The organism is Alcanivorax sp. UBA3183 (genome assembly GCF_002364155.1).
Classification (GTDB): Bacteria; Pseudomonadota; Gammaproteobacteria; order Pseudomonadales; family Alcanivoracaceae; genus Alcanivorax; species Alcanivorax jadensis.
The window spans coordinates 290,296-314,331 of the sequence record NZ_DEXN01000009.1 but is presented as its reverse complement, the minus strand read 5'-3'; the positions used below and the strand labels follow the sequence as shown (position 1 = coordinate 314,331).

Here is a 24,036-nt window from a genome sequence, read left to right as displayed (position 1 = left end):
TATCGCCTCCTTCTACATGTCACCCAATGGAACATTCCGAGGATCCTATGAAGGTTCTTGTACCCATCAAGCGAGTCGTTGATTACAACGTCAAGGTTCGCGTGAAGGCTGACAACACTGGTGTTGATCTCGCCAATGTCAAAATGGCCATGAACCCCTTTTGTGAAATCGCTGTAGAAGAAGCGGTACGTCTGAAAGAGAAGGGTGTGGTTACCGAAATCGTTGCTGTTTCCATCGGTCCCAAGACCGCTCAGGAACAACTGCGTACTGCCATGGCTCTGGGCGCTGACCGCTCTATCCTGGTAGAAACTGACGAAGACGTTCAGCCGCTGGGCATCGCCAAAGCGCTGAAAGCCATCGTTGACGAAGAGAAGCCTGAGCTGGTTATTCTGGGCAAGCAGGCTATCGACGGCGACAACAACCAGACCGGCCAGATGCTGGCTGCGTTGACCGGTATGCCGCAGGGCACTTTCGCGTCTGAAGTGGACGTGGCCGACGGTAAAGTGAAGGTTACCCGTGAAATCGACGGCGGCCTGCAGACCGTTGAGCTGAACCTGCCGGCAGTGGTTACCACTGACCTGCGTCTGAACGAGCCGCGTTACGCGTCTCTGCCAAACATCATGAAAGCCAAGAAGAAGCCGCTGGATACCAAAACAGCCGCTGATCTGGGCGTTGACCTGACTCCGCGTGTGACCACTGTCAGTGTGGAAGCTCCGGCCGAGCGTCAGGCTGGCATCATCGTTGGCTCCGTTGACGAGCTGGTCGAGAAACTGAAGAACGAAGCGAAGGTGATCTGATGAGTGTATTAGTTTACGCCGAACACGATAACGCCGCGCTCAACAAGGTCACCCTGAGTGTGGTTGCTGCTGCCAAAGAGATCGGCGGCGACATCACTGTGCTGGTAGCCGGTAAAGGCTGTGGCGCTGTTGCTGAAGAAGCGGCCAAGATTGATGGCGTTTCCAAGGTACTGTGCGCTGACAACGATGCTTACGAGCATCAGCTGGCCGAAAACATTGGCGATCTGGTTGCCGAAGTCGGCGCCGATTACAGCCACATCCTGGCTGCTGCCACCACTACCGGCAAGAACTTCGCGCCCCGCGCCGCTGCTCTGCTGGACGTGGCCCAGATTTCCGAAATCTCCGACGTGGTTGACGCTGATACCTTCAAGCGCCCGATCTACGCCGGTAACGCTATTGCTACCGTTAAGTGTGGCGATGCGAAGAAAGTGATCACCGTACGTGGTACTTCCTTCGATGGCGTTGCAGCAGAAGGCGGTTCCGCCTCTGTTGAGAACCTGGACGTTGTAAAAGACGCTGGCATCTCCTCCTTCGTGGGTGAAGAGCTGGCCAAGTCTGACCGTCCCGAGCTGACCTCTGCCGAGATCGTGATCTCCGGTGGTCGTGGCATGGGTAACGGTGAGAACTTTGAAATCCTGTACAAGCTGGCTGACAAGCTGGGCGCTGGCGTGGGTGCATCCCGTGCTGCCGTCGACGCAGGTTTCGTACCCAACGACATGCAGGTCGGTCAGACCGGTAAAATCGTTGCGCCGAACCTGTACGTTGCTGTGGGCATCTCCGGTGCCATTCAGCATCTGGCCGGCATGAAAGACTCCAAGGTCATCGTTGCTATCAACAAGGACGAAGAAGCCCCCATCTTCCAGGTGGCGGACTACGGCCTGGTGGCTGACCTGTTCGAAGCAGTACCGGAGCTGGACGGCAAGCTGTAAAAAGCCTGCTTCCCGCACCAACAAAAAACCCGGCCTTGTGCCGGGTTTTTTGTTTTCAGGTACAAGCTGCGCTCAATGGAGTGGCGAAAACCCAAACGTTACGCGAGATTCTGAATTCCCACGAAGCCGCTGTAGGAGTTCCTCTTGAGGGACGAACCGAGCGACAGCGAGGAAAACGGTTCAGATAATACAAACGTACCTGGAATTGTCTCTGTCACTTGGGAATTGGAAATCACTCCCTTCGGTCGCCTCGCTTCGCGAGGTTCGTCCCCTGGAAGGGAATTATTCGCTGCGCTCACCCTGCGGGCCGCCCTGGCGGGCGTTACTCCGCTACGCTCCGTTCCTACTGGTGTCTTGAACTTCGTCAGGACAGACAAAGCTGAAAGCGGGAGCAAAAAATGTTTTCGGGAAAAACCGCGTTAATTACCGGCGCCTCCAGCGGCATCGGTGAACAGATGGCGAGGCAACTGGCTGCTGTAGGCTGCAACCTGATTCTGGTAGCACGGCGCACTGAGCGGCTCGATTCTCTTGCCGGGGAGTTGGCGTCGGTCACCGTTGATGTGATTACCGCTGATCTGTCTGATCCGCAAGCGGCCGAGGCGGTGTATGCCCAGACGCAGGCAGCCGGGCGGCAGGTGGATATTCTCATCAACAATGCGGGTTTTGGTTTCCAGAAGCCGCTGTTGTCTCTACCGGTAGCGGATCAGCTGGGCATGGTCGATGTAAACGTGCGCAGCCTGCTGGCGCTGACTCAGCGGTTTGCCGCGCCCATGGCGCAACGGGGCCAGGGCTGGGTGCTCAATGTGAGCTCGGTGTCTGCCTGGTTTCCGATCCCGGGCATGGTCACCTATGCAGCCAGCAAGGCCTGTGTGCTGCATCTGAGTCGTGCTCTCCACGAAGAACTCAAGCCAGCGGGCATTGTGGTGACGGCACTGTGCCCCGGCGGCACCCGCACCGAGTTTTCGTCCATCGCCCGTGAGCGGATGGACCCGGATCTGGAAAAAGCCATGATGCCTGCGGACGTAGTGGCAGCGGCCGGGCTGGAGGCGCTGGCCAGTGGGAAAGCGGTGGTGGTTCCCGGTGCCTTGTATCGAATCATGGTCTCTTTGGTGCGGGTATTGCCTGCTAGCTGGGTGACGCGTTTGGCGGGAAGGGTCATGGGGCGTCATCACTGATGCCGCTCTCAATTTCCGCTGAGCGTAGGGTGCACTGAGCCTACGTAAACTTAACCGAGGTTGGCGATATCTTCCGCAATGGCCAGTGCCGCCGTCAGCCCGGGTGATTCAATGCCGAGCAGGTTGATCATGCCTTTGATGCCGTGCTCCTTTTCTCCCTGTATCAGAAAATCCCGATAGGGTTCTCCTTCCATAAACAGCTTGGGGCGGATGCCGGCGTAGGCAGGGGTGAGTCTGTCGGCGTCCAGGCTTGGCCAGTAGCGTCGTATCACTTCTTCGAATTGCGGTAGCCGGGTGATGTTGACCTGGTAATCCCTGTGCTTGATCCATTCCACATCCGGGCCGAAGCGGGCATTGCCGGCCTGGTCTACGGTGAGGTGAATACCCAGTCCGTCTGCTTCCGGTAGCGGGTAGACCAGCCTCCGGGTGGGGCTGCCCCCGCTGAGGGAAAAATAGTTGCCTCGGGCCAGCCGCTGTTCGGGAATCTTTTCTGCGGGAAAGCCGTTGCAGTCTTTCAGCAAGGGAACGGCATGGAGGCCTGCGGCATTGATCAAGTGCTGGCAACGGAGTTCAAAGGTTGTGTCGTCACTTTCTACCTGCAGCAGGAAATCCCCTGGGCCACAGTCAATCCGCTGCACCCGGTGCCGATAACAGAGCAGGGCATGCTGGCGCTCCGCTTCCTGAGCCAGTATTGAAAGGAAGGCATGGCTATCAAGGATGCCGCTGTGCTCGCTGAGCAGGGCTTCACTGGCCTGTAGCCATGGCTCCTGCTGACGCAGCCATGACTGGTTGCACCGATGCAGTCCTGTGGCGCCACTCTCCATCGCGTTACGGTACAGATTGTCCAGCGCCTCTTGCTGGCTCTGTGAGGCGACGATCAGCTTGCCGCACTGCTGATAGGGAATCTGTTGTTCCTGGCAGTACTGGTACAGCAGGGCGTTGCCACGCAGGCACAGGCGAGCTTTCAGGGAATCTGGCGGGTAGTAGAGGCCGGCGTGGATGACTTCGCTGTTGCGGGAAGAAAGATGTTCGCCGAAACGGCTTTCCTGCTCGAGCAATACAACAGATCTGGAGGGTGCAAGTTCACTGGCGATGGCCAGGCCAATGACGCCAGCGCCGATGATGACGGTATCGGTGGTTTCCCGTGGTTGCACTCGGTTTAGCCCATAAATGATAACGCCCTCAGTCTGAGGACGTTATGGGTAGCGGACAAGGGCCTGCGGATTACTCGTCCACGTTGTCGTAGAACATGTAGCGAGCGGTTTCGTATTGCCCGCGAGCCAGTTTGAACAGCCGTTCGAAGACTTCCGGGTGCTCTGCAGCCACGTCTTGTTTGGGGGTGTCGCTGTGCAGATCATGCAGGGTGGCGTTGTTGCCATTGGCATTGATTCGCACCAGAAAGTTTTTCGTGACCATGCCGTAGATGGGGGTAGGCCCTTCTCGCAGCACCACAAAACTGGCGCGATCCCCTTCCGGGGCGGGAATCTGGAAATCCCGGCCCAGGGTAGTGTTGCGGTAGTTAAGTCCCAGCATACCGGCAACGGTGGGTAGCACATCGACCAGGCCCACCGATTCCTCAATCACTCTGGGTTTCAGGTAGCGGGGTGCATAAATGATGTGCGGCACATGGTTGCTTTCCAGCCCCAGCTGATCCATGGCCGGCATGTGGGGCAGGGTGGTGATGCGGTTGCTGTGATCACCAAAGAACACAAAGATGGTGTTGTCGAAATAATCGCTTTCCCGAGCCCATTTCATGTATTCGCCCACGTTGTAATCCAGCAGCCGTACCGCGTTGAACTGGGCGGCGCTGCGGAAGCCGTATTCGGCCAACTCCTCATCGGACAGGTCCGTGCGTGGCTGGAAATCCCCGTTATTGTTCGGGATGGTGAAAGGCCGGTGGTTACCGGCGGTCTGGATGAAGGCAAAGAACGGCTGATCATCCGGCAGGTCGGCGAGAATCTGGTTGGATTCGCGGAACAGGTTCAGATCGGAAATGCCCCATACGTCCACGTCCGGCGATTGCCAGTCACCTTCCTGATACAGCTCCAGGCCATCGATGGTTTGTTGCACCAGACCGTCCAGGTTGGCCCAGCCGGCATTGCCGCCAATGAAATAGAAATTCCGGTAGCCCTCGAATTCATTCAGCACCGTGCGTTGGTGGCTGGTCAGCGGGTTGCGGCTGGCGCTTTCGGTGGGAGCCACATCAGGGATGCCGGTAAAGGTGGCCCAGATCGTCTTGGCGGTGCCAGTCACGGGCACATAGAAATTTTCGAAGCGCCAGCCATCACGTCCCAGCTGGTCCAGATTGGGGCTGCTTTCCACCGGCAAGCCGTAGCTGCTGACACGGCTTGCACCCAGAGATTCCAGCATCACAAAGACCACATTCGGCGGGCGCTCATGGTCAAGCTTGTGACTCTGCACCTCTACCGTTCGTACGAAATTGAGATCCTGACGCTGATCCTCGGGAATGCCGAGATGATCAGCAATGAGCGGGTAATACTCGGCGACCTGTTCCTTGTCGAAAGGGGACACGGGAATCAGCAGGGTGTCGCGAAAGTAGAGGACCGGGTTCAAACCCAGGGCGCCGATGGCCCGGTCGCCGGACACAAAGGCTTCACTCCAGCGCAGCGGAATGGGGTTAAGGATGTTGATGTTGCTGACCCGGCCAAGAATGGCAAAGAAGAACAGGGTAAAGCAGACCAGAAAACCGACGGTGGCCTGGAATCCGGAGATGCCGGCAGCCGTCCGCTGCAGCAGTTTGCGTTCGGCGATACGAGCGAGCCAGTAACTGCCGGCCACGCCGGCAACCAGGCCAAGGGTAATCCAGATCACCGGGTAGCTTTCCCACACCATCAGGGTGGAATCGCGAGTGTCCTGCATGAAGCGCAGGGCGGTAACGTTTAGCCGTTCACCGAGATAGGCGTAATGGCCAAAGTCGAGAATATAGGTGAGACCTAGCAGAGCCAGCGCAATGATCAGATAGCCATGGGCAAGGAGACGCATCAGGCGGCTGTTAAGCAGATTGAAGCGCGGCAGATAGGCCAGTGCAGCCAGGGGAAGCATCAGCAGCAGGGCCAGACGCAGATCAAAGCGCAGACCGATACCCAGGGCGCTGAGAATGGCGCCGGTTTCATAATCCGGGTTACCCGGTACCTCGGAGAAGCCAAAATAGAAAATGGCCCGCAGGATGACCATCAGGCTGAAGAAGAGCGCTGTCATGGCCAACAGATAGTGCAGACGTCGGGATTTCAACCAGGTCATGCCGATTACTCCGTACTGGCGGAACTGAAAAAACAGGCGCCTATGCTACCGGGAAGGGCCAGTTCGCGCATGGCCAAATCACCACTTTTGCCGGATATTTGCACAAATTCCAGCAGGATGTCTTAGCCGGCTTGGCCAATGACGGGTTAATGGCTTTCACCCATCGGGTTGCAGTGTTATTAAAGGCATTCGCTGACGGGAGACGGAAATGAATTTTGACGAGATCCTGGCCACGGTGGATGGCCAGGGGAATGGCATGATGCCGGAAGGTTGGGGCCAGGGCCGTGCCCTGTTTGGTGGGCTGGTAGGTGCCGTGTTGTTTGATCACCTGGAGAAAACCGTCGCCGCGGGCAGAACGTTGCGCAGTTTTTCCCTGTCCTTTGTGGCGCCCATGGCGCCGGGGCCGATCAGTCTACACAGTGAGGTGTTCCGGGAAGGAAAATCGGTGATGCAGGCTATGGTGTCGGCCCGTCAGGAAGGGCAGGTGGTGGCCGCCATGCTGGTGAGCCTGGGCGGGGCCCGCGAGTCTCGTGTGATCGTGGCGCCGCCGGCAGCGCCGACCCTGCCGGCGCCGGATCGTTGTATCGAGCTGCCCTTCATTGCCGGTCTGACGCCGGATTTTCTGCAGCACTTCCAGATGCGTTATGCCGATGGAATGCCGCCTTTCAGTGGCAGTGAAGTGCCCGATTTTAGTGGCTACATGGGCTTTCGCACGCCACCGCAGGTCATGAGCACGGCGGCGTTGATCGCGCTGGTCGATACCTGGCCGCCGTCGGTGTTGCCCATGTTGAAGAAGCCGGCCCCGGCCAGTTCGTTGACCTGGACCATGGAGCTGCTCGACGATCCGCTCTCGCGCCCTGCGGATACCCTGTGGCAGTATCGGGTAAAGACGGACCAGAGCAGTGACGGTTACGGTCAGAGTCAGGCGACAATCTGGGACGGGGAAGGCAAAGCGGTGGCGCTGAGCCGCCAGACATTTACGGTATTTGCATGAAAACAGAATTACCGCCGATCAAGGCGAGAACCCTGGGTGAAAGAGTGCCACGACGGGGGCATTGGCTGCTCGCCGGCCTGGGCCGGGTGATTCTTTCGGCCATGGGATGGCGGATCGTCGGCACACTGCCCAATGTGGAGCGCGCGGTTCTGGCGGTAGCGCCGCACACCTCCAATATGGATGGTGTGGTGGGTATCAGTGCGATTCAGTGCCTGCGAATCCATGTGAAGTTCATGGCTAAACACACCCTGTTCGAGGGGCGCCTTGGCAAGCTGATGGTCTGGCTGGGCGGGATACCGGTAAACCGGGACAGTGCCGACGATGTGGTGGATCAGACTACCTCTGTGATGCGGCAAAAACCGTTCTGGCTGGGCATTGCACCGGAAGGGACACGGGAAGGGGCAGAGCGTTGGAAAACTGGCTTCTACCGGATAGCCGAACAGATGCAGATCCCCATTGTGGTGATCGGTTTCTGTTACCAGCGTCGTCAGGTTCGCATTGTTGGCAGCTTCATGCCCACCGGTGACATGGAGCAGGACATGGCCAGGATTGTGCAGGCACTGGCGGATATCGTGCCGCGCCGCCCGGAGCGCTTGTCCGCCCCGTTGCTGGAGCTTCGACAAAAGAATCAGGCCTGAGCAGTGTTGTCTTGCTCGTCCAGGCGGCTGAGAAACTGTTGGCGGCGCTGGGCCGATTGCAAGGCAAAGGCCAGTGGCCGGTGCAACTCGTTGAGCAGGGCCTCATCGGCGTCAGAAAACGGTTGAGAGCCGGCCACTTCCACGATACCCAACGCAAACTCTCCCTGATGTATTGGCCACAGTAGCAGGGTGGCGGGTTTGCGTTTGCCTTCCCCGACTTCCAGATCCAGATAGCCTTCCGGCACGGTATGCTGCTGTATCAGCAGTTTCTGGTTCAGCGCTGCGCCGAGCAGGGTTTCATCCTGGGGGAATTTGCGGCGTTCCGAGGCGCTGGCATTGAGCCCCCAGCTAGCCTGCCGGACCAGTTCCTGCTCTTCCAGGGTGTAGGCGGCGCCGGCTTTCGCGCCGATCTGTTCTATCAGATAGCCAAGCACCCGTTCGAGAAGCTGCGCCGGTGTCAGGTTGCCGGCAATCCGTTCCAGAAACAGGTTGAGCTGCTGTTGGCGCAGGGTGTCCTTTTCCGCCTGTTCCCGCCAGCGGGCCAGCTGCGAGGATTCACTTTCCAGCAGCAGATTGTTGGCAAAATTGCGTCGGGCACTGACATCCAGAATGTAGCCATTGAGCGCACAGATAATCAGCGGAATGACGAAGTAAAGCAGCATGGATAGCAGCGGCAGAGGTAGTTGTTGAAACAGGGCAGCAAGCAGGGTTACCGCCAGGGCACACAGGCAACTGATGAGCGTTTGCCGCGGCGGCAAGCGCAAGATGGAAAAACCGATAATCAGGATATAGATGGTTTCAAAGGCGGAAATCTGCCCGGGGAAAAGACCGTGAAAGCGGATGGCGCCGAGCAGAGTGCCGGCCAGGGCAATGCCGAGGGCCAGATACATGACGCCGATGGTGTGGGCTGTGAGCCAGGACAGCCGGGTGCTGCACCACAGAGCCAGCAGTGACACCGCGATCGGATAGACCCCGTAATTGCGCCAGGCGACCATCTCAGCGGTATCTACCAGCAGCATTACCGGCAGCACCACCACCAGGTACAACAGCCCGAGCAGATAGACCGAATGGCTTATCAGGTCCTGGGCGCGCCGATGAGCATGTTCCCGGTAGCGGGCTTCCAATTCCCCATCAAAGGTGACCAGAAGGCTGTCGAGTGCGTTGCGCAGGACGCCTTCCTGGTTTTTGCTGATCGCTGCTTCCGATGCTGCGGGCATGGCGTTACCTGATTATTATTCCGTTTGAGGAGCCTCTGAATAACTCCTTGCGTGCTCAGCGTGGCCTGAAGGGTGCAGCTGTTGTGTTTTGTCGCGACGGGCAGGGTGGGTTCCCTTTCCTAGCGACAAAGCGCAGCAGATGGGCCCTTCAGGCCGCGCCCTTCGGGTCTCCCAGGCTGGCCCGCACTCGTTGTTGCAATGTCTTGATGGGTCGACACATCTCGATCCCCCTTGAGGGGACACCTTCAACATTGCGCCTAGATTACAGGCCAGCCTGAAAGACTGAGCATGCAAGGAGTTATCCAGAGGCTCCTTGATTCGCAGGCTGTGACAGCGCAGTATTTTGACAGCCTGATCGCGAATAAAGCCTGTCGCGATATTCAATAATGATCACAACCAACAGGAAGCATCATGACCGATACTGCCCGTTTTGAACAAGCCCAAAAAGATGTGAAAACCCTGGATCGCAAGCCCGGCAACGATGATCTGTTGTTTCTGTATGCCCACTTCAAACAGGGCAGTGCTGGCGATGTGAGTGGCAAACGTCCGGGCATGCTGGATATGGTGGGCCGGGCCAAGTATGACGCCTGGGCCAAGCTCAAGGGCATGTCTGCGGACGACGCCAAGCAGAAGTACATCGACAAGGTGGATAGTCTGCTGAAAAGCCACAAGGGCTAAAACCGCATTCCGGGCTGATGATTCACCCTCTTGCCTGCAGCAGTTGGGCCTTGCCCAGCTGCGCTTCCCCGGCCAGGTTGCGGTAAAACCGTTGTAGCTCCGGTAGCTGGGCTTTCAAGGCCTGGCGCACCTGCTGCCTGGCATCCTCAATCTCCGTTTCCACCCGCTGTTTGTCCTTCTGCATCTGTTTCTTTCGTTTTTCCAGTGCTGGAGGCAGGGCCGTGCTGCCCAGTCTTTCCAGGCGGTCTTCAATACGTTGCAGGCGATCCCGGGCGTCTGTCAGACGGGCCCGGAAGTCTTCCGCATCCGGTGCATTGGCCAGAACCCGCTGCAGATCCGCAATTTCCTGTTCGGTGGCGGTTCTTTCCATCTTGGCGGCAGTGCGAAAAGCGCCATTCGAGAGGTCCCGGGCGGTGGCGTGCTGGATAGCGTTACGCAAGGTTTTTTCCTGCTCACGAAGGCATTTGCGGACATTGCTGGCATTGATCAGCTTGCCGGTGGCATCCAGAACCTGGCTGTCGCGGTCGCGGATCATGGCCAGTACCAGCTGGTCCATCACGGTGGTGCTGTTGCCGGCAACACTGTTGGTCAGCGAGCGATACAGGCGATCCGGGTCGTCGGCAAGGGTTTGCAGCGCCTTCATGTTTTCCGCCACCTTGTTCAGGGCCAGGTTGTAGACCGGCAGGGCCTGCTCAACGGCTCCTTGTTTGCGCCAGTCATCGCCGGCCAGTACCAGCCCGGAGACGGCTCTGGGATTACCGGGGAAACGCGCGGCAATACGCACGAACCAGGTCCTGGCCCGCTCGCGGTCCCCGTCACGACGATAGCTTTCCGCCAATAGCAGTGCCGCATCCACCGCCGCGGGACTGTTCTGTTCCACCTGATTCAATTGCTGCCGGGCGAATTCGGTATCGCCATCGCGCAGAGCCATGGCTGCCAGGCGCAGACGGGCATAGTTGCCCAGAATTGGCTGGTTGATGCCAGGAGTCTGGTCGTTGTAGCGGATCAGGGTAGGGGTGTGGCTGTTACTGGCATGTCCTCCCAGTATCTCCAGCAATTGCTGGTCCTGGCTGGAGAGAACCAGGGGGCGTGACGAATCTGCCCCGCAGTCAGCAGGAGCCGCCTGCAGACTGGGGGTCAGCAATGTGCCGAGAAGGCAGAAAACTGCCAGGTTGATTGCTCTCATTGTCCCATCGTTTTGTTATTGGTTATCAGGGCTGAACGCTCAGGCAATACCAGTAACCGGTATTGCGATGGCAGTGCAAATGATAAACGGTGATTTCCTGCCAGAAACAAATGGTGCGCCAACTGGGGATGGAGAGAAGGAACTGGGTCACAGCGCGATACACAAATGTGCATACAGTGAATGGCTGTGGCATTACCGCGATGGTTTATGGAAACCGCCCCGAGCTTTTGCCTGGGCCTGCGAGCAAGAATCAGAAGCCCCGGAAGTTGGCGGCAATAATGCTGATTACAGCCATGGCCACCAGCAAACCGACCACCATCAGGACAGTGGAAATGATGCCAAGCACCTTGCCGGCGGTGGTCATGCCTTCCCCTGACGGGTCCATGTTACCGCTGCCCATGGCGTGGAGATCCTTGTTGCCCAGTATCCAGGCGACGATGCCCAGCGGCGCAAACAACAGGACACCCAGCAGGCCGAAGGTCAGCACCAGCCCGCCTCGATGGGCGGGGAGATTACCTTCGGGACGGGGCTCGACCTGAGGAGCGGTGGATCTGGGCGCGTTGAGAGACTGGCGACCGGCAAAGGCAGCAAACAGCAGCAGGGCGCTGATGACAAGGTAGAACAGGTTGTAGGCGGCGGTTGCGATGAGTGAGTAGGTATCCGAGCTGATAACGTCATCAAACATCCATTCCAGCAATACGGTCTGGTTGAAGATGATCCAGCCATTCTGCAGCAGGGTGAGCAGGCCGGCGATCATCACGAGCATGGCCGCAGTGCGGGCACGCTGCATGAATATTCCGGCGAGCACAAAGGCGGTAATGGCCACCAGAGTGCCGGGGGCGATAGCGGGGATCAGGGAGAGAATATCGGGTCCCATAAGACATCCTTTTCGTCGGGAGTGAGCAACTTAATGGTGAGTGGAAACGCGTGACAGAGCCTGTTTGAGCAGGCTTCTCACTGCCCGCCAGCGATTGACCAGCAGTGACAGGAAAATCAGGGCGCAACCGGCTAGCTGCATCAGCGTCATCTGCTCGCCGAACCAGGCCGCCGCCATCAGTGCGGTCCACATGGGTTCCAGAACCATGATGACAACGCCATGGCTGTGCAGTGACAGGCTTTGCGCATAGGTTTGCACAAGAAAGCGCAGGGCGGTACCCACGGTGGCGCTGAGGATGACCCAGATTGCCAACTCGAAGGTGGCGTTTGCCGCGGCCTCGCCCCAGGGCTCGAAAATGGCGGACAGGCCGCCCGTCAGCACACCGACCACCGCCAGTACTACCGTGGTCAGTGCCAGAGCCGGAATGCGTGGGTGTTCAATGGCATTGCCGCTGCGGTCGGTGGTGGAAATGGTGTTGGCGGCACGGGTGTTGAGGTTGAAATAGAGCGCGAAGATGGTGGCTGCCGCCACAAAGAACAGCTGTCCGGCCTCCAGATGCAGTCCTTGTTCCAGTGACAACAGAGCCAGACCCGCAGCAGCCACCGGCAAAGCCAGCCAGGTACTGCCGGGCACTGGTTCGGCAAAGATCAGCCGGGCGATCACGGGTACCAGAACCACGCCCAGGCTGGTGAGAAAGGCCCCTTCGCCAACATGTTCGGCCATGGCCAGCCCCATGACCCAGCAGCTCATGGCAATGCCGAACACGGCGCCCACCCGCACACAGCGGACTAGTTGCTGGCCGCTGAGCCGGCGCAGCTGGCGGTGGGCGACCATGGCCAGCAGGCTTGCCGCCAGCAGGAAGCGCAGCGACATGAACAGCAGTGGTGGCATTGCCAGCACCGCCTCTCGGGAAAACATCCAGCTGATGGCGGCCAGCAGGGTGACCACCAGAAGCAGCAGGTCGGCTTTGTGAGCTTGGTTAACAGGCACTGAACAGGATTCGCATGGCAACAGAGCTGGCGATGGTAGCACAGGGCCTGTGCCGGGTAACGACTGTTCAGGCGACATAGATCAGGTCAAAGTAGACACGCATTATCCTGAGCGCGGGTTGATTCATGGTACAGACATTGATTCGGGTGAATCGCTTCAGGGCAGGACCGAGTTGCGAGTTGAAAGTAGCGAATAGATCAGAATCCGCATTGTTATATGCCTGTCGTTACTTTCAACTCGGTACTCGCAATGTGAAGAGCGCCAGCAGCGATAACAGCTGTTATGCCCGAGCGCTCCAAATTGTGCGTGGCCTTGAATAGGGTGTGGTGTTCGACGTTGAGGTAACAATGTTTGCAGCCTGGCGAAACTGGCGCGACAAGCGCCGGGTCAAGAAGATGGGGTATACCGAAGCAGAATGGGAAGCGGCGGTGGCCGACTGGCCGGTGTTGCAGCGGTATCAGGGCGATGAGCGGGCTCGACTGCGGGATCTGAGCTTTCGCTTTCTGGCGCGCAAGAGTGTCGCACCGGGGAACAACTTCGCCATTACCGATGCCATGTGTCTGCGTATCGCCACCATGGCCTGTGTGCCCATCCTGGAACTGGGGCTCGACTGGTATGACGGCTGGTATACGGTCATTCTCTATGAGGGAGATTTCATTCCCAATCGGCCCTGGCAGACTGAGGATGGTGTGGTCCATGCCAGTAGCCCGGTGCTGGCCGGTGAGGCCTGGCATCAGGGCCCGGTCATACTGTCATGGGAATCAGTGCTTGAAGCCGGGCAGGGCAGCAATGTGGTCATCCATGAGATGAGCCACAAACTCGATATGCGCCGTAACGGTGCCAATGGCGCGCCGCCGCTGCATCCGGGTATGAATCCGCGCCAGTGGCACGATACCTTCACGGCGGCCTGGGACCGGCTATTCGATGATTATGAACAGCATCGGCCCCTGTCTATCGATCCTTATGCACTGACCGGGCCGGGTGAGTTCTTTGCGGTTTGCAGTGAAGCCTTTTTCGAGGCGCCGGACTCGTTGCACCGGGACTGGCCGGATCTGTACCGGCTGCTGGCACAGTTTTACCGACAGGGAGAACAGCCATGAAATTTATCTTCGAAGTTCGGGTGAAACCGGGCTTTACCGTAGAGGAATATGCTCAGGGCTGGGTGGAAGCCAGTGAAATCATTCAGCAGACTCCGGGCGCACGGGGTACCTACCTGCACCGCAAGATCGGCGAACCGGACAAGGTGCTGGCCATTGCCCATTGGGACAGCAAGGCTCACCGTGATGCCAAGGACGACAGTCGCAGTGAAAAGGTAAAGGCGATTCTGGCGAAACACGCCAAGGTTTGCGAGGTTACGGTGATCGGGGAATTTGACGAACCGGAATGGCAGGTGCTGCCGGAATAGTCCGGTCCGCCGTAGGGGTGTCGGCCCTCACGTTTATAACGAAGCCGCTGTAGGAGTTCCGCTTGAGGGACGAACCACGCGTCAGCGTGGAAATCATCCGCAGAGTCTACCCCCGGATGCGGTCCGAAGCAGCAGAGCAACCGGGCTCACTTGAGTGACCAGGTGACACTCGCATCGCCTGCTTCCTCGCCAAGGCTCTGATTCGTCCCTCAAGCGGAGTTATTCGCTTCGCTCACCTTTCGGGTCGCACGGAAATACGTGCGTTACTCCGCTACGCTCGTTCCTAGAGTGGCTTCGTCGATGTCACGGATCGCGTCGCCAGCGACGCTCGTGGTGCCAGGTTGAGAGAAAGCAGTGTTCGCTTACAGGTATACGCATGGGGCACAGAGAGTGCCGGTAGCGGGACGTGGTAGATGTGAGGGGAAATAGGGCAGAAAGAAAAAAGCCGCCTTGCGGCGGCTTCCGGTGCCAGCTCAGTACTGCTGCTGGGCTTCTTCTTCCGGCAGGGTGATGTTCAGCTCGAGAATTTCGCAGCCTGAATCACGATCCACCTGCACATTCACGGCGTCTTCCCCCACGGGGACATACTTGCGTACCACCATCAGCAGCTCTTGCTGCAGCTGCGGCAGATAATCCGGGCCGCCACGCGTGGAGCGTTCGCGGGCCACAATGATCTGCAGGCGTTCCTTGGCCACTGATGCGGAAGTCTGCTTCTTGGGAAGCAGGTAACTGAAGATGCTCATCCCTTAGCCTCCAAAAAGACGGCCGAACAGACCTTTCTTGTTAACGTTGACGAAACGATGGGGCAGCTGGTCGCCCAGGAAGCGGGCTACCGCATCGCTGTACGCCTGACCGGCATCGGAATCGATATCGAGGATCACCGGGCTGCCGGAGTTACTGGCGTTCAGTACCGCCTGGGATTCAGGAATCACGCCGAGTAACTCGATGGCGAGAATTTCCTGCACATCCTCAACGGACAGCATCTGGCCGCTCTCTACGCGCTCCGGGGAGTAGCGGGTGAGCAGCAGACGGGCGGGGATATCCCCGTCACCTTGTTCGGCATGGCGGGTCTTGCTGGCCAGAATGCCGATGATGCGGTCGGAGTCACGCACACTGGAGACTTCCGGGTTGGTCACTACTACTGCCTCGTCGGCGAAGTAGGCGGCCATCAGGGCGCCTTTCTCGATGCCGGCCGGGCTGTCGCAGATGATGTAGTCCATCTTCATGTCATCGCGCAGGGCGTTGAGCACGCCTTCCACCCCTTCGGTGGTGAGAGCGTCCTTGTCACGGGTCTGGGACGCGGGAAGGATGAACAGATTGTCCACCTTCTTGTCCTTGATCAGCGCTTGTTTGATGTTGGCATCGCCACTGATCACGTTCACCAGGTCATAAACCACGCGGCGTTCACAACCCATGATCAGGTCCAGGTTGCGCAGGCCCACATCAAAATCAATGACAGTGGTTTTGAAACCGCGCAGGGCAAGGCCGGTGGCCAGCGCTGCACTGGTGGTGGTTTTGCCGACGCCACCCTTGCCGGATGTCACGACCACAATCTTCGTCACGCTCTTTCTCCTTACCTTCGTCTTTCTGTGGCGCTAGCTCAGCGCGGTAAATTGCATGGCGTCACCTTCCAGGGACAGATAGACAGCCCGGTTGCGGTGCGCTTCGGGCAGATCTTCGGCTACCCGGTAATGGCCGGCAATGGATACCAGTTCGGCATTCAGTTGCTGGCAGAAAATACGTGCGCTGCCGTCCCCGCGGACGCCGGCCAGGGCGCGGCCACGCAGTTTGCTGTAGACATGGATGTTGCCTTCCGCCATCAGCTCGGCGCCGGTACTCACCGGGGCCAGCACGATCAAATCGCCACGGCTGTAGACCTGCTGGCCGGATCGTACCGGTTGGTCCACCACCAGCGTCTCGATGCGCTGGGTGGCGGTGGGGACTTTTTCTGCTTCTACCTGTGGCGCGGGCTCGCTACGGCGCGGCACATCGCGGCCACCGGACAGACTCAGAGTACCCAAGCCAAGCATGGCGGCGGTATCGCTATCAATGCCGGTCGTGCGGGCCAGGGCCACCAGGTTCACGCCCAGGCTGCGCAGGGTGTCCACCGCGGCCATCAGGGCTACCGGGTCCACCTCCAGGTCCTGACTCACGTCAATCACCACCGGGGCTTCCTGCAGCCACTGGGCGGCATCTTCCAGCCGTTGGCTGACTTCCTGATGCAGCAGGTTGGCATCCAGGTTTTTCAGTTGCAGGACCGTCATCATCAGCATGCGGCCCTTGAACTCGAGAACGGTATTTTCTTCGACGACTACTGTCATTCCTGACCTGTTGTCCGAGGGGCAAAGGGCGAGTGGGAGTCTCTGGATAACTCCTTGCATACTCAGCGTGGCCTGAAGGGTGCAGCTGTTGTGTTTTGTCGCGACGGGCAGGGTGGGTTCCCTTTCCTAGCGGCAAAGCACAACAGATATGTCCTCCAGGTCTCGCCCTCCGGGGCGTACAGGCTGGCCCACACCCGTTGTTGCACTTTCTCGACAGGCAACCAGCATGCCTTCAAATGTGCGCCTAGATTGTGAGCCAGCCTGAAAGCCTGAGCATGTAAGGAGTTATTCAGAGACTCCCTGATACGCCGGGCCCAGGTGGGGCGTAATTTTGGCAAAGCCTAGACGAAAGCGGCGATCCGTAAAAGCGCCAAAAGGGTGATATGAATGTTAAATCTGCGTGATATGGGGATGACAGCGGAATAACTGGTGGAAAAAGCAGCGTTTTCACCGCTGACGTGGCTTTTTGTGAAACTGTGGACCGGTTGGCGACCTTGCCAATAATCTCCAGTACGAGGCTGCTGCTACGAAGCCGCTGTAGGAGCTATGCTTGCATGGCGAACCGCGCTTGCGCGGAAATCGCCCGGAGGGCGATCAGGAATCTCAGAGCTCGACAGGTCTCTCCAGAAACGATGGCGGATAAATGTTGGCTTCTGCCGCCTCGCTGCGCTCGGTTCGCATGTCGTAGATCCCCCTTGGGGGACAAGCATAGCTCCTACGGGGGGCTTCGGAGTATAGGGGAAGGAAAAGCGGAGGGGCCTTGCGGCCGCCTCCGCCTGGGTGGGTCACATCATCGGCCGTTCTGCATGCACGTTGACGTCCTTCAGGTCCATATCGAAGGCGTCGGTGAGCAGGCAGTCGTAGCGCATGGCATCGTACTCGTTCACCGGGTCTACCTGATCGGCGTCGATAATGCCCTTACTGGCCGCGTCCTGGAGCTTTTCCAGGACACTGTTGCCTTCCAGTTGTCCCTTGCCGTCGGCTTTCAGGAACGCCAGGTAGGCCGGTTCCACTTCCAGCAGTTTGTTGAAGGTGGCTTCCACGCGACCGATAGCATCTGCCGGGTCCTGAGAGATATAGGCCGGCTCTGCCAGTGCATCGCGCACCGAGCTGGGCGCCATGATCATGTCACCCAGCGTGCGGATCTGGTCGTCGCTTGGGGCTTGGGCCTTGCAAGGGCGACCGAACGGGAAGAACAAGCCTTTCAACGCATACCCCACACCAAAGAAACCGAAGTTGCGGTAGAAGGCATCCAGCGCGTCATGGGCCTTGCTGAACGACCGGCGCAGCGCATAGCTGGCATGGGCGTCGTTGGCCTCGTCCCGTGGCAGGGTGGCGTGGTACTTGAGAATGGAACAGGCGATCAGCAACTGGCTGTGCACATCACCCAGCCGCGCGGAGAGCAGCTCACGACGTTTCAGATCGCCACCCAGCAGGGCCAATGCCATATCTGCAGTACTGGAAAGCACCGCACTATAGCGGTTCACCAGCCGATACCAGGGGGCACTGAAGGCGTCCGCATTGCCCGGTGCTTCGGACAGGTAGGGGCCGGCAATAGCCTGCATGATACCGCTACTGATATTGCCCAGGGTGTGGCCGGCATGGGAGAAGAACAGGGCGTCGAAATCCTGTAGACCCTGCTTCTTGTCTTCTGCCTGGATCGCCTGCAATTCGTCATACAGGTATGGATGGCAGCGCATGGCGCCCTGACCGAAGATCATCAGCGAGCGGGTGAGGATATTCGCCCCTTCCACGGTGATGGCGATGGGGGTGGACTGATAGGGCAGGGCCAGGAAGTTACGGGGGCCCAACTGAATACCGCGCCCGCCGGCGATGTCCATGCCGTGGTTAATCAGCTCACGCATCATTTCCGTGGCGTGGTACTTGGCCATGGCGGTGACCACTGAAGGCGCACCATCTTCCAGTGAACGGGTCACCAGGTGACGGTAGGCTTCCAGGGTGTAGCCAATGGCGGCTACTTCGGCAGAGGCTTCCTGCACGCCTTCGAACTGGCCTACCGCCGTGTTGAACTGGCGACGGATACGGGCGAAGGCACCGGTCATGCGGTAACCGACTTCGCCGCTGGCAGTGGCCAGGGCGGGCAGGGAGACACCGCGACCGGCACCCAGGCATTCAATCAGCATGCGCCAGCCACGACCGGCCATGTCTGGCCCGCCAATGATGGTATCCAGCGGTACGAACACATCCTTGCCGTTGATGGGGCCGTTCATGAACGGAGAGCCAGGGTAGTGGCGACGGCCGATTTCCACCCCGGGAGTGTCAGCAGGAATCAGCGCACAGGTGATTCCAAGCTCTTCCTTGTCGCCGAGCAGTTTCTCCGGGTCGTAGAGTTTGAAGGCCAGACCTACCACCGTGGCCACCGGAGCCAGGGTGATCCAGCGCTTGGCAAAGTTCAGGCGCATGCCCAACACTTCCTTGCCGTCGATCTTGCCTTTGCAGATAACCCCGGTATCGGGAATGGCGCCGGCATCAGAACCCGCTTCCGGGCCGGTCAGGCCGAAGCAGGGGATCTCGTCGCCCTTGGCCAGGCCGGGCAGCCAGCGGTCTTTTTGTTCCTGGGTGCCGTACTCGGCGAGCAGTTCACCGGGGCCCAAGGAGTTGGGGACCATGGCGGTAACGGCCGCGGTCAGTGAGCGCGTGGCAATCTTGCTCATGATGCGACTTTGGGCATAGGGGGAGAATGCCTTGCCGCCGTATTCCTTGGGGATGATCAGGCTGAAGAAGCCCTTGTGCTTGAGGAAATCCCAGACTTCCTCTGGCAGGTCTCTCAGCTCGTGGAAAATTTTCCACTCATCCAGCATGTCGCACAGTTCCTGGACCTCATTGTCCACAAAGGACTGCTCTTCATCGGTGAGGGTGGAAAACTGAATATGGGCGAATTTTTCCCAGTCCGGGCGACCGGAAAACAGGTCGGTCTCGAACCAGGTAGTACCGGCTTCAATGGCCTCGCGCTCGGTGTCGCCGATGGCGGGCATGACCTTGCCAAGAGCATTATAGACCGGCTTGCTGATGAACTTCTGGCGCAGATCAACGTGGTTGAGCAGAGCAACGCCGGCGGCCAGCAGGATCAGTGAAACCGGGTGAACCAGCCAGGGGGCCAGGAAGGCGCTCAACAGCCAGACAACTACAAAAACCGCGCTGCCGATGCCGCGACTGATGCGCTGATAGAACAAGGTCATCAGCGTGGCAATTAACACTACAATAGCCAACAGGCTAAGCATGGTGATCTCCTTTGCCGTGAACCCGAGCCTGTGAACTCAGGTAAATTTGAATACGGTCCAGCGTACTCATGTGTCATGTACATGGCGTGAAGCCTAATTGACTCAGCCTCTTTGAGTCTAACCCGTGAAAGTGATCAGTTGCACAGGATTTAACCGGATTTAATGGCGGTCATACCTTACAATTGTCACAGTTTTAGGGCTTTCAGGAGCAAGGCGTTGCAACCGAACAACTACATCATTGAAGCAACTGAACAGAACATTCAGCAAATTCTTGAGCAGTCCCGGCAGGTGCCGGTGATTGTGGATTTCTGGGCCAGCTGGTGTCAGCCCTGCCAACAGATGGCACCGATACTGGAGCGCCTGGTCAATGAGTACCAGGGCAAGGTGATCCTGGCCAAGGTCAATGCGGATGAGCAGCAAATGCTGGCAAGCCAGTTCGGGGTGCGCAGCCTGCCCAGCCTGAAACTGGTGTATCAGGGGCAATTGGTCAGCGAGCTGGATGGTGCCCAGACAGAAGGGGCGTTGCGCCAGTGGCTGGCCCCGGTGGTGGACCCGGAAGCTGCCGAGCAACAGCAGGAAGAAGGGTTTATCGAGCAGATCCGTATGGCCATCGACGCCGGCCATGGTGAGCAGGCGGAAGCTGCACTACGCCAGACCTTGCAGCAGAGCCCGGACAAGCACGCGATCCGGGCCATGCTGGTGGAGTTCTTGTTGGGTGAAGGACGTTTGGACGAGGCCCAGTCGGTGCTGGCGGAGGTCACCGAGGACGTGGAGCCATTACGGCCGTTCCGTGCCCGCTTTGCCCTGCTGGAAAAACTGGAGGGCGAGAGCCGTTCTCTGGCGGAGCTGCGTCAACGCATCAGCGATGAGCCGAACCCGGAAGATCTCTATGCCTTTGGTTTGCAGGCCGCGGCAGCCGGCCAGTTCCAGGCTGGCCTGGAGGCGTTGCTGCAACTGTTGAGTGAGCACCGGGATTTCCGCGATGGTATTGCCCGCAGCGCGCTGCTGGAAGTATTCGAATGCCTGCCCAAGGGTGACCCGCTGGCCAGCGAATACCGTCGCAAAATGTTCAATTACCTGTATTGATCTGCCGCCACGCTTTCCCCAGGCTGGGGAAAGCGTGGTATTTCCTTCCTTAATCCCTTCGTATGTCGATGCGCTGCGTCTTGCTGGTGCATATTGCTTTGCTGCTTTTTCTGAATTTTCCCTCGCTGCATCATCCTGGAATGCTTTAATGCATTAAATCTGTGCATCTGCGTGGTGCAACGGTTCTATTGTGGTGCACATTTGGGGTGTAATGCGGCCAAGTAACTGAAATTAAAAAGTAATATTACTGGCCTGATTCTTGTATGCCCTATGCCGGTGCAAACTTTTCGGCACGTATTGTGTTGGTGCATCAGAGATGCACGTGGATCAGGAGACAACCATGAAAATGCTGACAGCGGTGATCAAGCCGTTCAAAGCGGACGAAGTCCGCGATGCGCTGGCCCAGGTCGGGGTGCAGGGCATGACCATTACTGAAGTCAAAGGCTTTGGTCGCCAGAAGGGCCATACGGAGCTGTACCGGGGGGCCGAGTACGTGGTCGATTTCGTGCCCAAGGTAAAGCTGGAACTGGCGGTGCGTGAAGAGGACCTGGATCAGGCCATCGAAGCGATCATGAAGGCGGCGGGCACCGGCAAGATTGGTGACGGCAAGATCTTCGTCAGCGATCTGGAGCAGGTAATTCGTATCCGCACCGGTGAAACCGGCAACGAAGCTATTTAAGGGGGCGATGATGAAAAAACTGCTTGCTGTACTGTTAATGCTTCCATCCCTGGCCCTGGCCGATGGCCTGGATACCGGCGACACCGCCTGGATTCTGACGGCCACCGCGCTGGTGCTGTTCATGACCATTCCCGGCCTGAGCCTGTTCTATGGCGGCCTGGTGCGGAGTAAAAACGTACTATCCGTGTTGATGCAGTGTTTTGCCATTACCTGTGCGGTATCGCTGGTATGGCTGATCTGTGGTTACTCGCTGGCGTTCTCCGATGGCGGCAGCATGAATGCCTGGATCGGTGGTCTTGATCACGCGTTCTTTGCCGGTATCAGTAAAGACACTCTGGAAGGCACGCTGCCGAAAAGCCTGCACGGCCTGTTCCAGATGACTTTTGCCATTATTACTCCTGCGCTGATCGTGGGTGCTTTTGCCGAGCGCATGCGTTTCGGACCCATGCTGGCGTTCTCCGTGCTCTGGCTGCTGGGTGTGTATGTGCCCGTCTGCCACTGGGTGTGGGGCGGCGGCTGGCTGGCTGACCTAGGTCTGTATGACTTTGCTGGCGGCACCGTGGTGCACATCACTGCCGGTGTGGCGGCGCTGGTGGCGGCACTGGTGCTGGGTGGCCGAAAGGGTTTTCCCGGGCAAGGCATGATGCCGCATAACATGACCATGACCGTGACCGGTGCCGGCATGCTGTGGGTGGGCTGGTTCGGTTTCAACGGTGGCTCTGCACTGGCCGCCGGCGGCGACGCTGCCATGGCCATGCTGGTCACGCACATTTCCGCGGCGGCAGGCTCTCTGGCCTGGATCACCATGGAGTGGAAGAAGTTCGGCAAGCCCTCGGCACTGGGCATCGCCACCGGCATGGTGGCGGGTCTGGGTACCATTACCCCGGCATCCGGTTTTGTCGGGCCGGCAGCAGCGCTGGTGATTGGTCTGTCTGCAGGTGTGATCTGTTTCTACTCGGTCATCTTCATCAAGCACAAGCTGAAGATCGATGATTCCCTGGACGTGTTCCCGGTGCACGGTGTAGGCGGCATTCTCGGTACCCTGTTTGCCGGTATCTTTGCGTCCACGGAACTGGGGCTGTTCTCCGGTTACGGTTTTGCCAAGCCGGAATTCACCATGCTGGATCAGTTCGGGGTACAGGCATTGGGCGTGGTGGCCACGTTCGTTTATACCGCTGTGGTGACCTGGGTGTTGCTCAAGCTGGTTGGGTTGTTCTCGGAGCTGCGTGTGGACAGCGACGAAGAAACCCAGGGTCTGGATATTGCCCTGCACGAAGAGCGTGGTTACGACCTCTGATTACCACTGCATGACAACGACCCAAAAGCCCGGCCTTGCGCCGGGTTTTTTTGTCCCCGATAGACGCTTGTACGGCTATTGCCACCCTCTGGGCCTTTCTATAAGGTACGGGTAAGTTTCGAACGCTTGTTTGAATGGTGATGCCTGATTACACGGGGTGTCGAAGCCACAACGATAGGTTAAGGAGATATAAGAATGAGCCTGGAATTTTTGTCTGACGAGTGGTTTGCGAAAGTAAAAGAGATCCGTGACGGTGCCGGTGATGTGGAAACTCCGGCTGCCCTGGCAGATCTGGTAATCAACATCACTGTGTCCGGCGATGGTGGCGACAAGGAGATGGCGTTGGTCGGTGGCATGATCGAAGAAGGTCATCACGCTGACGCGCCGACTACCATGATCCTGCCGGCTGATCTGGCCAAGCGTATCTTCATCGAAGGTGACCAGTCCGCCGGTATGCAGGGCTTCATGAGTGGCCAGATCCGTATCGAAGGCGACATGAGCAAGCTGATGGCGCTGCAAACCGCCCAGCCTTCTGCTGACCAGGTTGCCCTGATGAAGCAGATCCAGGAAGTGACTGCCTGATATAACGACACTGTCGTTTATCTGGAGTCTTTCCCCAATGCCCGCCTTGTGCGGGCATTGTTGTTTCTAGCGTCAGACATCAGACGTGTGACGTTCCGCGTGATTCAGATTTTGCAGAGGCGTGGCCACGGCCACCAGGTGAACCGATACCTGATCCAGCCAGCCGTAGGCGCTGCGGCCACCACTATCCAGATAGGTGTGCAGGGAGTCCCGCCAGTGCTCCGCATGCAACGCCAGGCAAAGAGGTTGGCGGCGGATCGGATCCTTGGCCACGCAGATGTGCTCCGGCCCGGCTTTTTTCAGCAGGTCGCCGGGCAGTGAGGCGGGAGCCTTCACCAGATCGCAGGGCAGGCACAGGCAGAGCCCCTGGCTGGCATTCAGTGCTGCTTCCAGGCCGGCCATGGGCCCCTGAAACCCGTCACGTTCATCACTGACCACCTGGTCGGCCCAATGCCGGTAGGTGGCCTGATTCCGGTTGGCACTGATTACGATACGGGTCGGGGAGGGTGCCACGTGATCCAGCAGGTGAGCGATCAGCGGCTTGCCATCCAGCTCCACTAATCCCTTGTCGGCGCCGCCGACCCGTTTTCCCTGGCCGCCAGCCAGAATGATCAGGGTGTAGTCCATGGGGTGCCTCCGTTGGTGTGGGATGCCTGAGCACAGAAACCGTCCGTTGACGGGT

Annotated in this window: 23 protein-coding genes; 12 read left to right on the top strand and 11 right to left on the bottom strand. The window is 58.6% G+C overall.

Annotation, left to right across the window (positions count from 1 at the left end):
* The first annotated feature begins 47 nt into the window (after positions 1 to 47).
* From B3Q33_RS04575 to B3Q33_RS04565, 3 genes are all read left to right on the top strand, one after another.
* Positions 48 to 797, top strand: a complete 750-nt coding sequence (locus tag B3Q33_RS04575) for an electron transfer flavoprotein subunit beta/FixA family protein (RefSeq protein ID WP_035244876.1) — start codon at positions 48 to 50, stop codon at positions 795 to 797.
* Entirely contained in the window at positions 797 to 1,726 is a 930-nt protein-coding gene (locus B3Q33_RS04570; protein WP_035244716.1) for an electron transfer flavoprotein subunit alpha/FixB family protein, read from the top strand. Before B3Q33_RS04575 ends, B3Q33_RS04570 begins: the two co-directional genes overlap by 1 nt.
* Before the next feature lie 398 nt (positions 1,727 to 2,124).
* A complete protein-coding gene (locus tag B3Q33_RS04565) occupies positions 2,125 to 2,901 on the top strand; it encodes an SDR family NAD(P)-dependent oxidoreductase (protein WP_272962837.1) in 777 nt (258 codons plus the stop codon).
* 50 nt (positions 2,902 to 2,951) lie between these two features.
* Here the strand turns inward: B3Q33_RS04565 and B3Q33_RS04560 are convergent, their stop codons facing one another.
* Positions 2,952 to 4,055, bottom strand: coding sequence for an NAD(P)/FAD-dependent oxidoreductase (locus B3Q33_RS04560; protein ID WP_272962838.1), 1,104 nt, complete (start codon positions 4,053 to 4,055; stop codon positions 2,952 to 2,954).
* A gap of 70 nt (positions 4,056 to 4,125) precedes the next feature.
* A complete protein-coding gene (locus B3Q33_RS04555) occupies positions 4,126 to 6,162 on the bottom strand; it encodes an LTA synthase family protein (RefSeq protein WP_272962839.1) in 2,037 nt (678 codons plus the stop codon).
* 208 nt (positions 6,163 to 6,370) lie between these two features.
* On the opposite strand from B3Q33_RS04555, the gene B3Q33_RS04550 reads away from it, so the two are divergent.
* Positions 6,371 to 7,156 (top strand): thioesterase family protein, encoded by a 786-nt coding sequence (locus B3Q33_RS04550; RefSeq protein WP_035244710.1) that lies wholly within the window; start codon positions 6,371 to 6,373, stop codon positions 7,154 to 7,156.
* Positions 7,153 to 7,794 carry a 1-acyl-sn-glycerol-3-phosphate acyltransferase gene (locus B3Q33_RS04545; RefSeq protein ID WP_035244709.1) on the top strand — a complete coding sequence of 214 codons (642 nt, stop codon included), beginning with the start codon at positions 7,153 to 7,155 and terminating at the stop codon, positions 7,792 to 7,794. Before B3Q33_RS04550 ends, B3Q33_RS04545 begins: the two co-directional genes overlap by 4 nt.
* Here the strand turns inward: B3Q33_RS04545 and B3Q33_RS04540 are convergent.
* Complete coding sequence (locus tag B3Q33_RS04540; protein ID WP_272962840.1) at positions 7,785 to 9,011, bottom strand: GAF domain-containing protein; 1,227 nt, start codon at positions 9,009 to 9,011, stop codon at positions 7,785 to 7,787. The genes B3Q33_RS04545 and B3Q33_RS04540 overlap by 10 nt on opposite strands.
* Positions 9,012 to 9,422: 411 nt before the next feature.
* Here B3Q33_RS04540 and B3Q33_RS04535 point away from each other — a divergent pair, with 411 nt between their 5' ends.
* Positions 9,423 to 9,689, top strand: coding sequence for an acyl-CoA-binding protein (locus B3Q33_RS04535; protein WP_035244705.1), 267 nt, complete (start codon positions 9,423 to 9,425; stop codon positions 9,687 to 9,689).
* A 22-nt stretch (positions 9,690 to 9,711) separates the two neighbouring features.
* On the opposite strand, the gene B3Q33_RS04530 is transcribed toward B3Q33_RS04535, so the two are convergent.
* From B3Q33_RS04530 to B3Q33_RS04520, 3 genes are all read right to left on the bottom strand, one after another.
* Positions 9,712 to 10,875: a tetratricopeptide repeat protein gene (locus B3Q33_RS04530; RefSeq protein WP_272962841.1), complete on the bottom strand. Its 1,164-nt coding sequence runs from the start codon at positions 10,873 to 10,875 to the stop codon at positions 9,712 to 9,714.
* Between the two features lie 250 nt (positions 10,876 to 11,125).
* Positions 11,126 to 11,752, bottom strand: a complete 627-nt coding sequence (locus B3Q33_RS04525) for a hypothetical protein (RefSeq protein ID WP_272962842.1) — start codon at positions 11,750 to 11,752, stop codon at positions 11,126 to 11,128.
* A gap of 30 nt (positions 11,753 to 11,782) precedes the next feature.
* Complete coding sequence (locus B3Q33_RS04520; protein ID WP_035244702.1) at positions 11,783 to 12,742, bottom strand: DMT family transporter; 960 nt, start codon at positions 12,740 to 12,742, stop codon at positions 11,783 to 11,785.
* A gap of 347 nt (positions 12,743 to 13,089) precedes the next feature.
* On the opposite strand from B3Q33_RS04520, the gene B3Q33_RS04515 reads away from it, so the two are divergent.
* On the top strand, positions 13,090 to 13,842 hold the full coding sequence (locus B3Q33_RS04515) for a zinc-dependent peptidase (RefSeq protein ID WP_272962843.1): 753 nt from the start codon (positions 13,090 to 13,092) through the stop codon (positions 13,840 to 13,842).
* Positions 13,839 to 14,147: an antibiotic biosynthesis monooxygenase family protein gene (locus tag B3Q33_RS04510; RefSeq protein WP_035244699.1), complete on the top strand. Its 309-nt coding sequence runs from the start codon at positions 13,839 to 13,841 to the stop codon at positions 14,145 to 14,147. Before B3Q33_RS04515 ends, B3Q33_RS04510 begins: the two co-directional genes overlap by 4 nt.
* A 473-nt stretch (positions 14,148 to 14,620) precedes the next feature.
* On the opposite strand, the gene minE is transcribed toward B3Q33_RS04510, so the two are convergent.
* The 4 genes from minE to B3Q33_RS04490 form a co-directional block, all read right to left on the bottom strand.
* A complete protein-coding gene (gene minE, locus B3Q33_RS04505) occupies positions 14,621 to 14,890 on the bottom strand; it encodes a cell division topological specificity factor MinE (RefSeq protein ID WP_035244697.1) in 270 nt (89 codons plus the stop codon).
* A 3-nt stretch (positions 14,891 to 14,893) separates the two neighbouring features.
* Positions 14,894 to 15,709: a septum site-determining protein MinD gene (minD, locus tag B3Q33_RS04500; RefSeq protein ID WP_272962844.1), complete on the bottom strand. Its 816-nt coding sequence runs from the start codon at positions 15,707 to 15,709 to the stop codon at positions 14,894 to 14,896.
* A gap of 33 nt (positions 15,710 to 15,742) precedes the next feature.
* Positions 15,743 to 16,468 (bottom strand): septum site-determining protein MinC, encoded by a 726-nt coding sequence (minC, locus tag B3Q33_RS04495; protein ID WP_272962845.1) that lies wholly within the window; start codon positions 16,466 to 16,468, stop codon positions 15,743 to 15,745.
* 785 nt (positions 16,469 to 17,253) lie between these two features.
* A complete protein-coding gene (locus tag B3Q33_RS04490) occupies positions 17,254 to 19,710 on the bottom strand; it encodes an acyl-CoA dehydrogenase (RefSeq protein WP_272962846.1) in 2,457 nt (818 codons plus the stop codon).
* A 216-nt stretch (positions 19,711 to 19,926) separates the two neighbouring features.
* Between B3Q33_RS04490 and B3Q33_RS04485 the strand changes: the two genes are divergently transcribed.
* From B3Q33_RS04485 to B3Q33_RS04470, 4 genes are all read left to right on the top strand, one after another.
* Entirely contained in the window at positions 19,927 to 20,796 is an 870-nt protein-coding gene (locus tag B3Q33_RS04485; protein WP_035244690.1) for a tetratricopeptide repeat protein, read from the top strand.
* Between the two features lie 340 nt (positions 20,797 to 21,136).
* Positions 21,137 to 21,475 (top strand): P-II family nitrogen regulator, encoded by a 339-nt coding sequence (locus B3Q33_RS04480; RefSeq protein WP_035244689.1) that lies wholly within the window; start codon positions 21,137 to 21,139, stop codon positions 21,473 to 21,475.
* 10 nt (positions 21,476 to 21,485) lie between these two features.
* Positions 21,486 to 22,772: an ammonium transporter gene (locus B3Q33_RS04475; protein ID WP_035244688.1), complete on the top strand. Its 1,287-nt coding sequence runs from the start codon at positions 21,486 to 21,488 to the stop codon at positions 22,770 to 22,772.
* Positions 22,773 to 22,967: 195 nt separating this feature from the next.
* The gene (locus tag B3Q33_RS04470) at positions 22,968 to 23,354 is read left to right on the top strand and encodes an SCP2 sterol-binding domain-containing protein (protein WP_035244687.1); all 387 of its coding nucleotides are present in this window, start codon (positions 22,968 to 22,970) and stop codon (positions 23,352 to 23,354) included.
* A 72-nt stretch (positions 23,355 to 23,426) separates the two neighbouring features.
* Here B3Q33_RS04470 and B3Q33_RS04465 read toward each other — a convergent pair whose 3' ends face one another.
* The gene (locus B3Q33_RS04465) at positions 23,427 to 23,981 is read right to left on the bottom strand and encodes a molybdenum cofactor guanylyltransferase (RefSeq protein ID WP_272962847.1); all 555 of its coding nucleotides are present in this window, start codon (positions 23,979 to 23,981) and stop codon (positions 23,427 to 23,429) included.
* Positions 23,982 to 24,036: the final 55 nt, after the last annotated feature.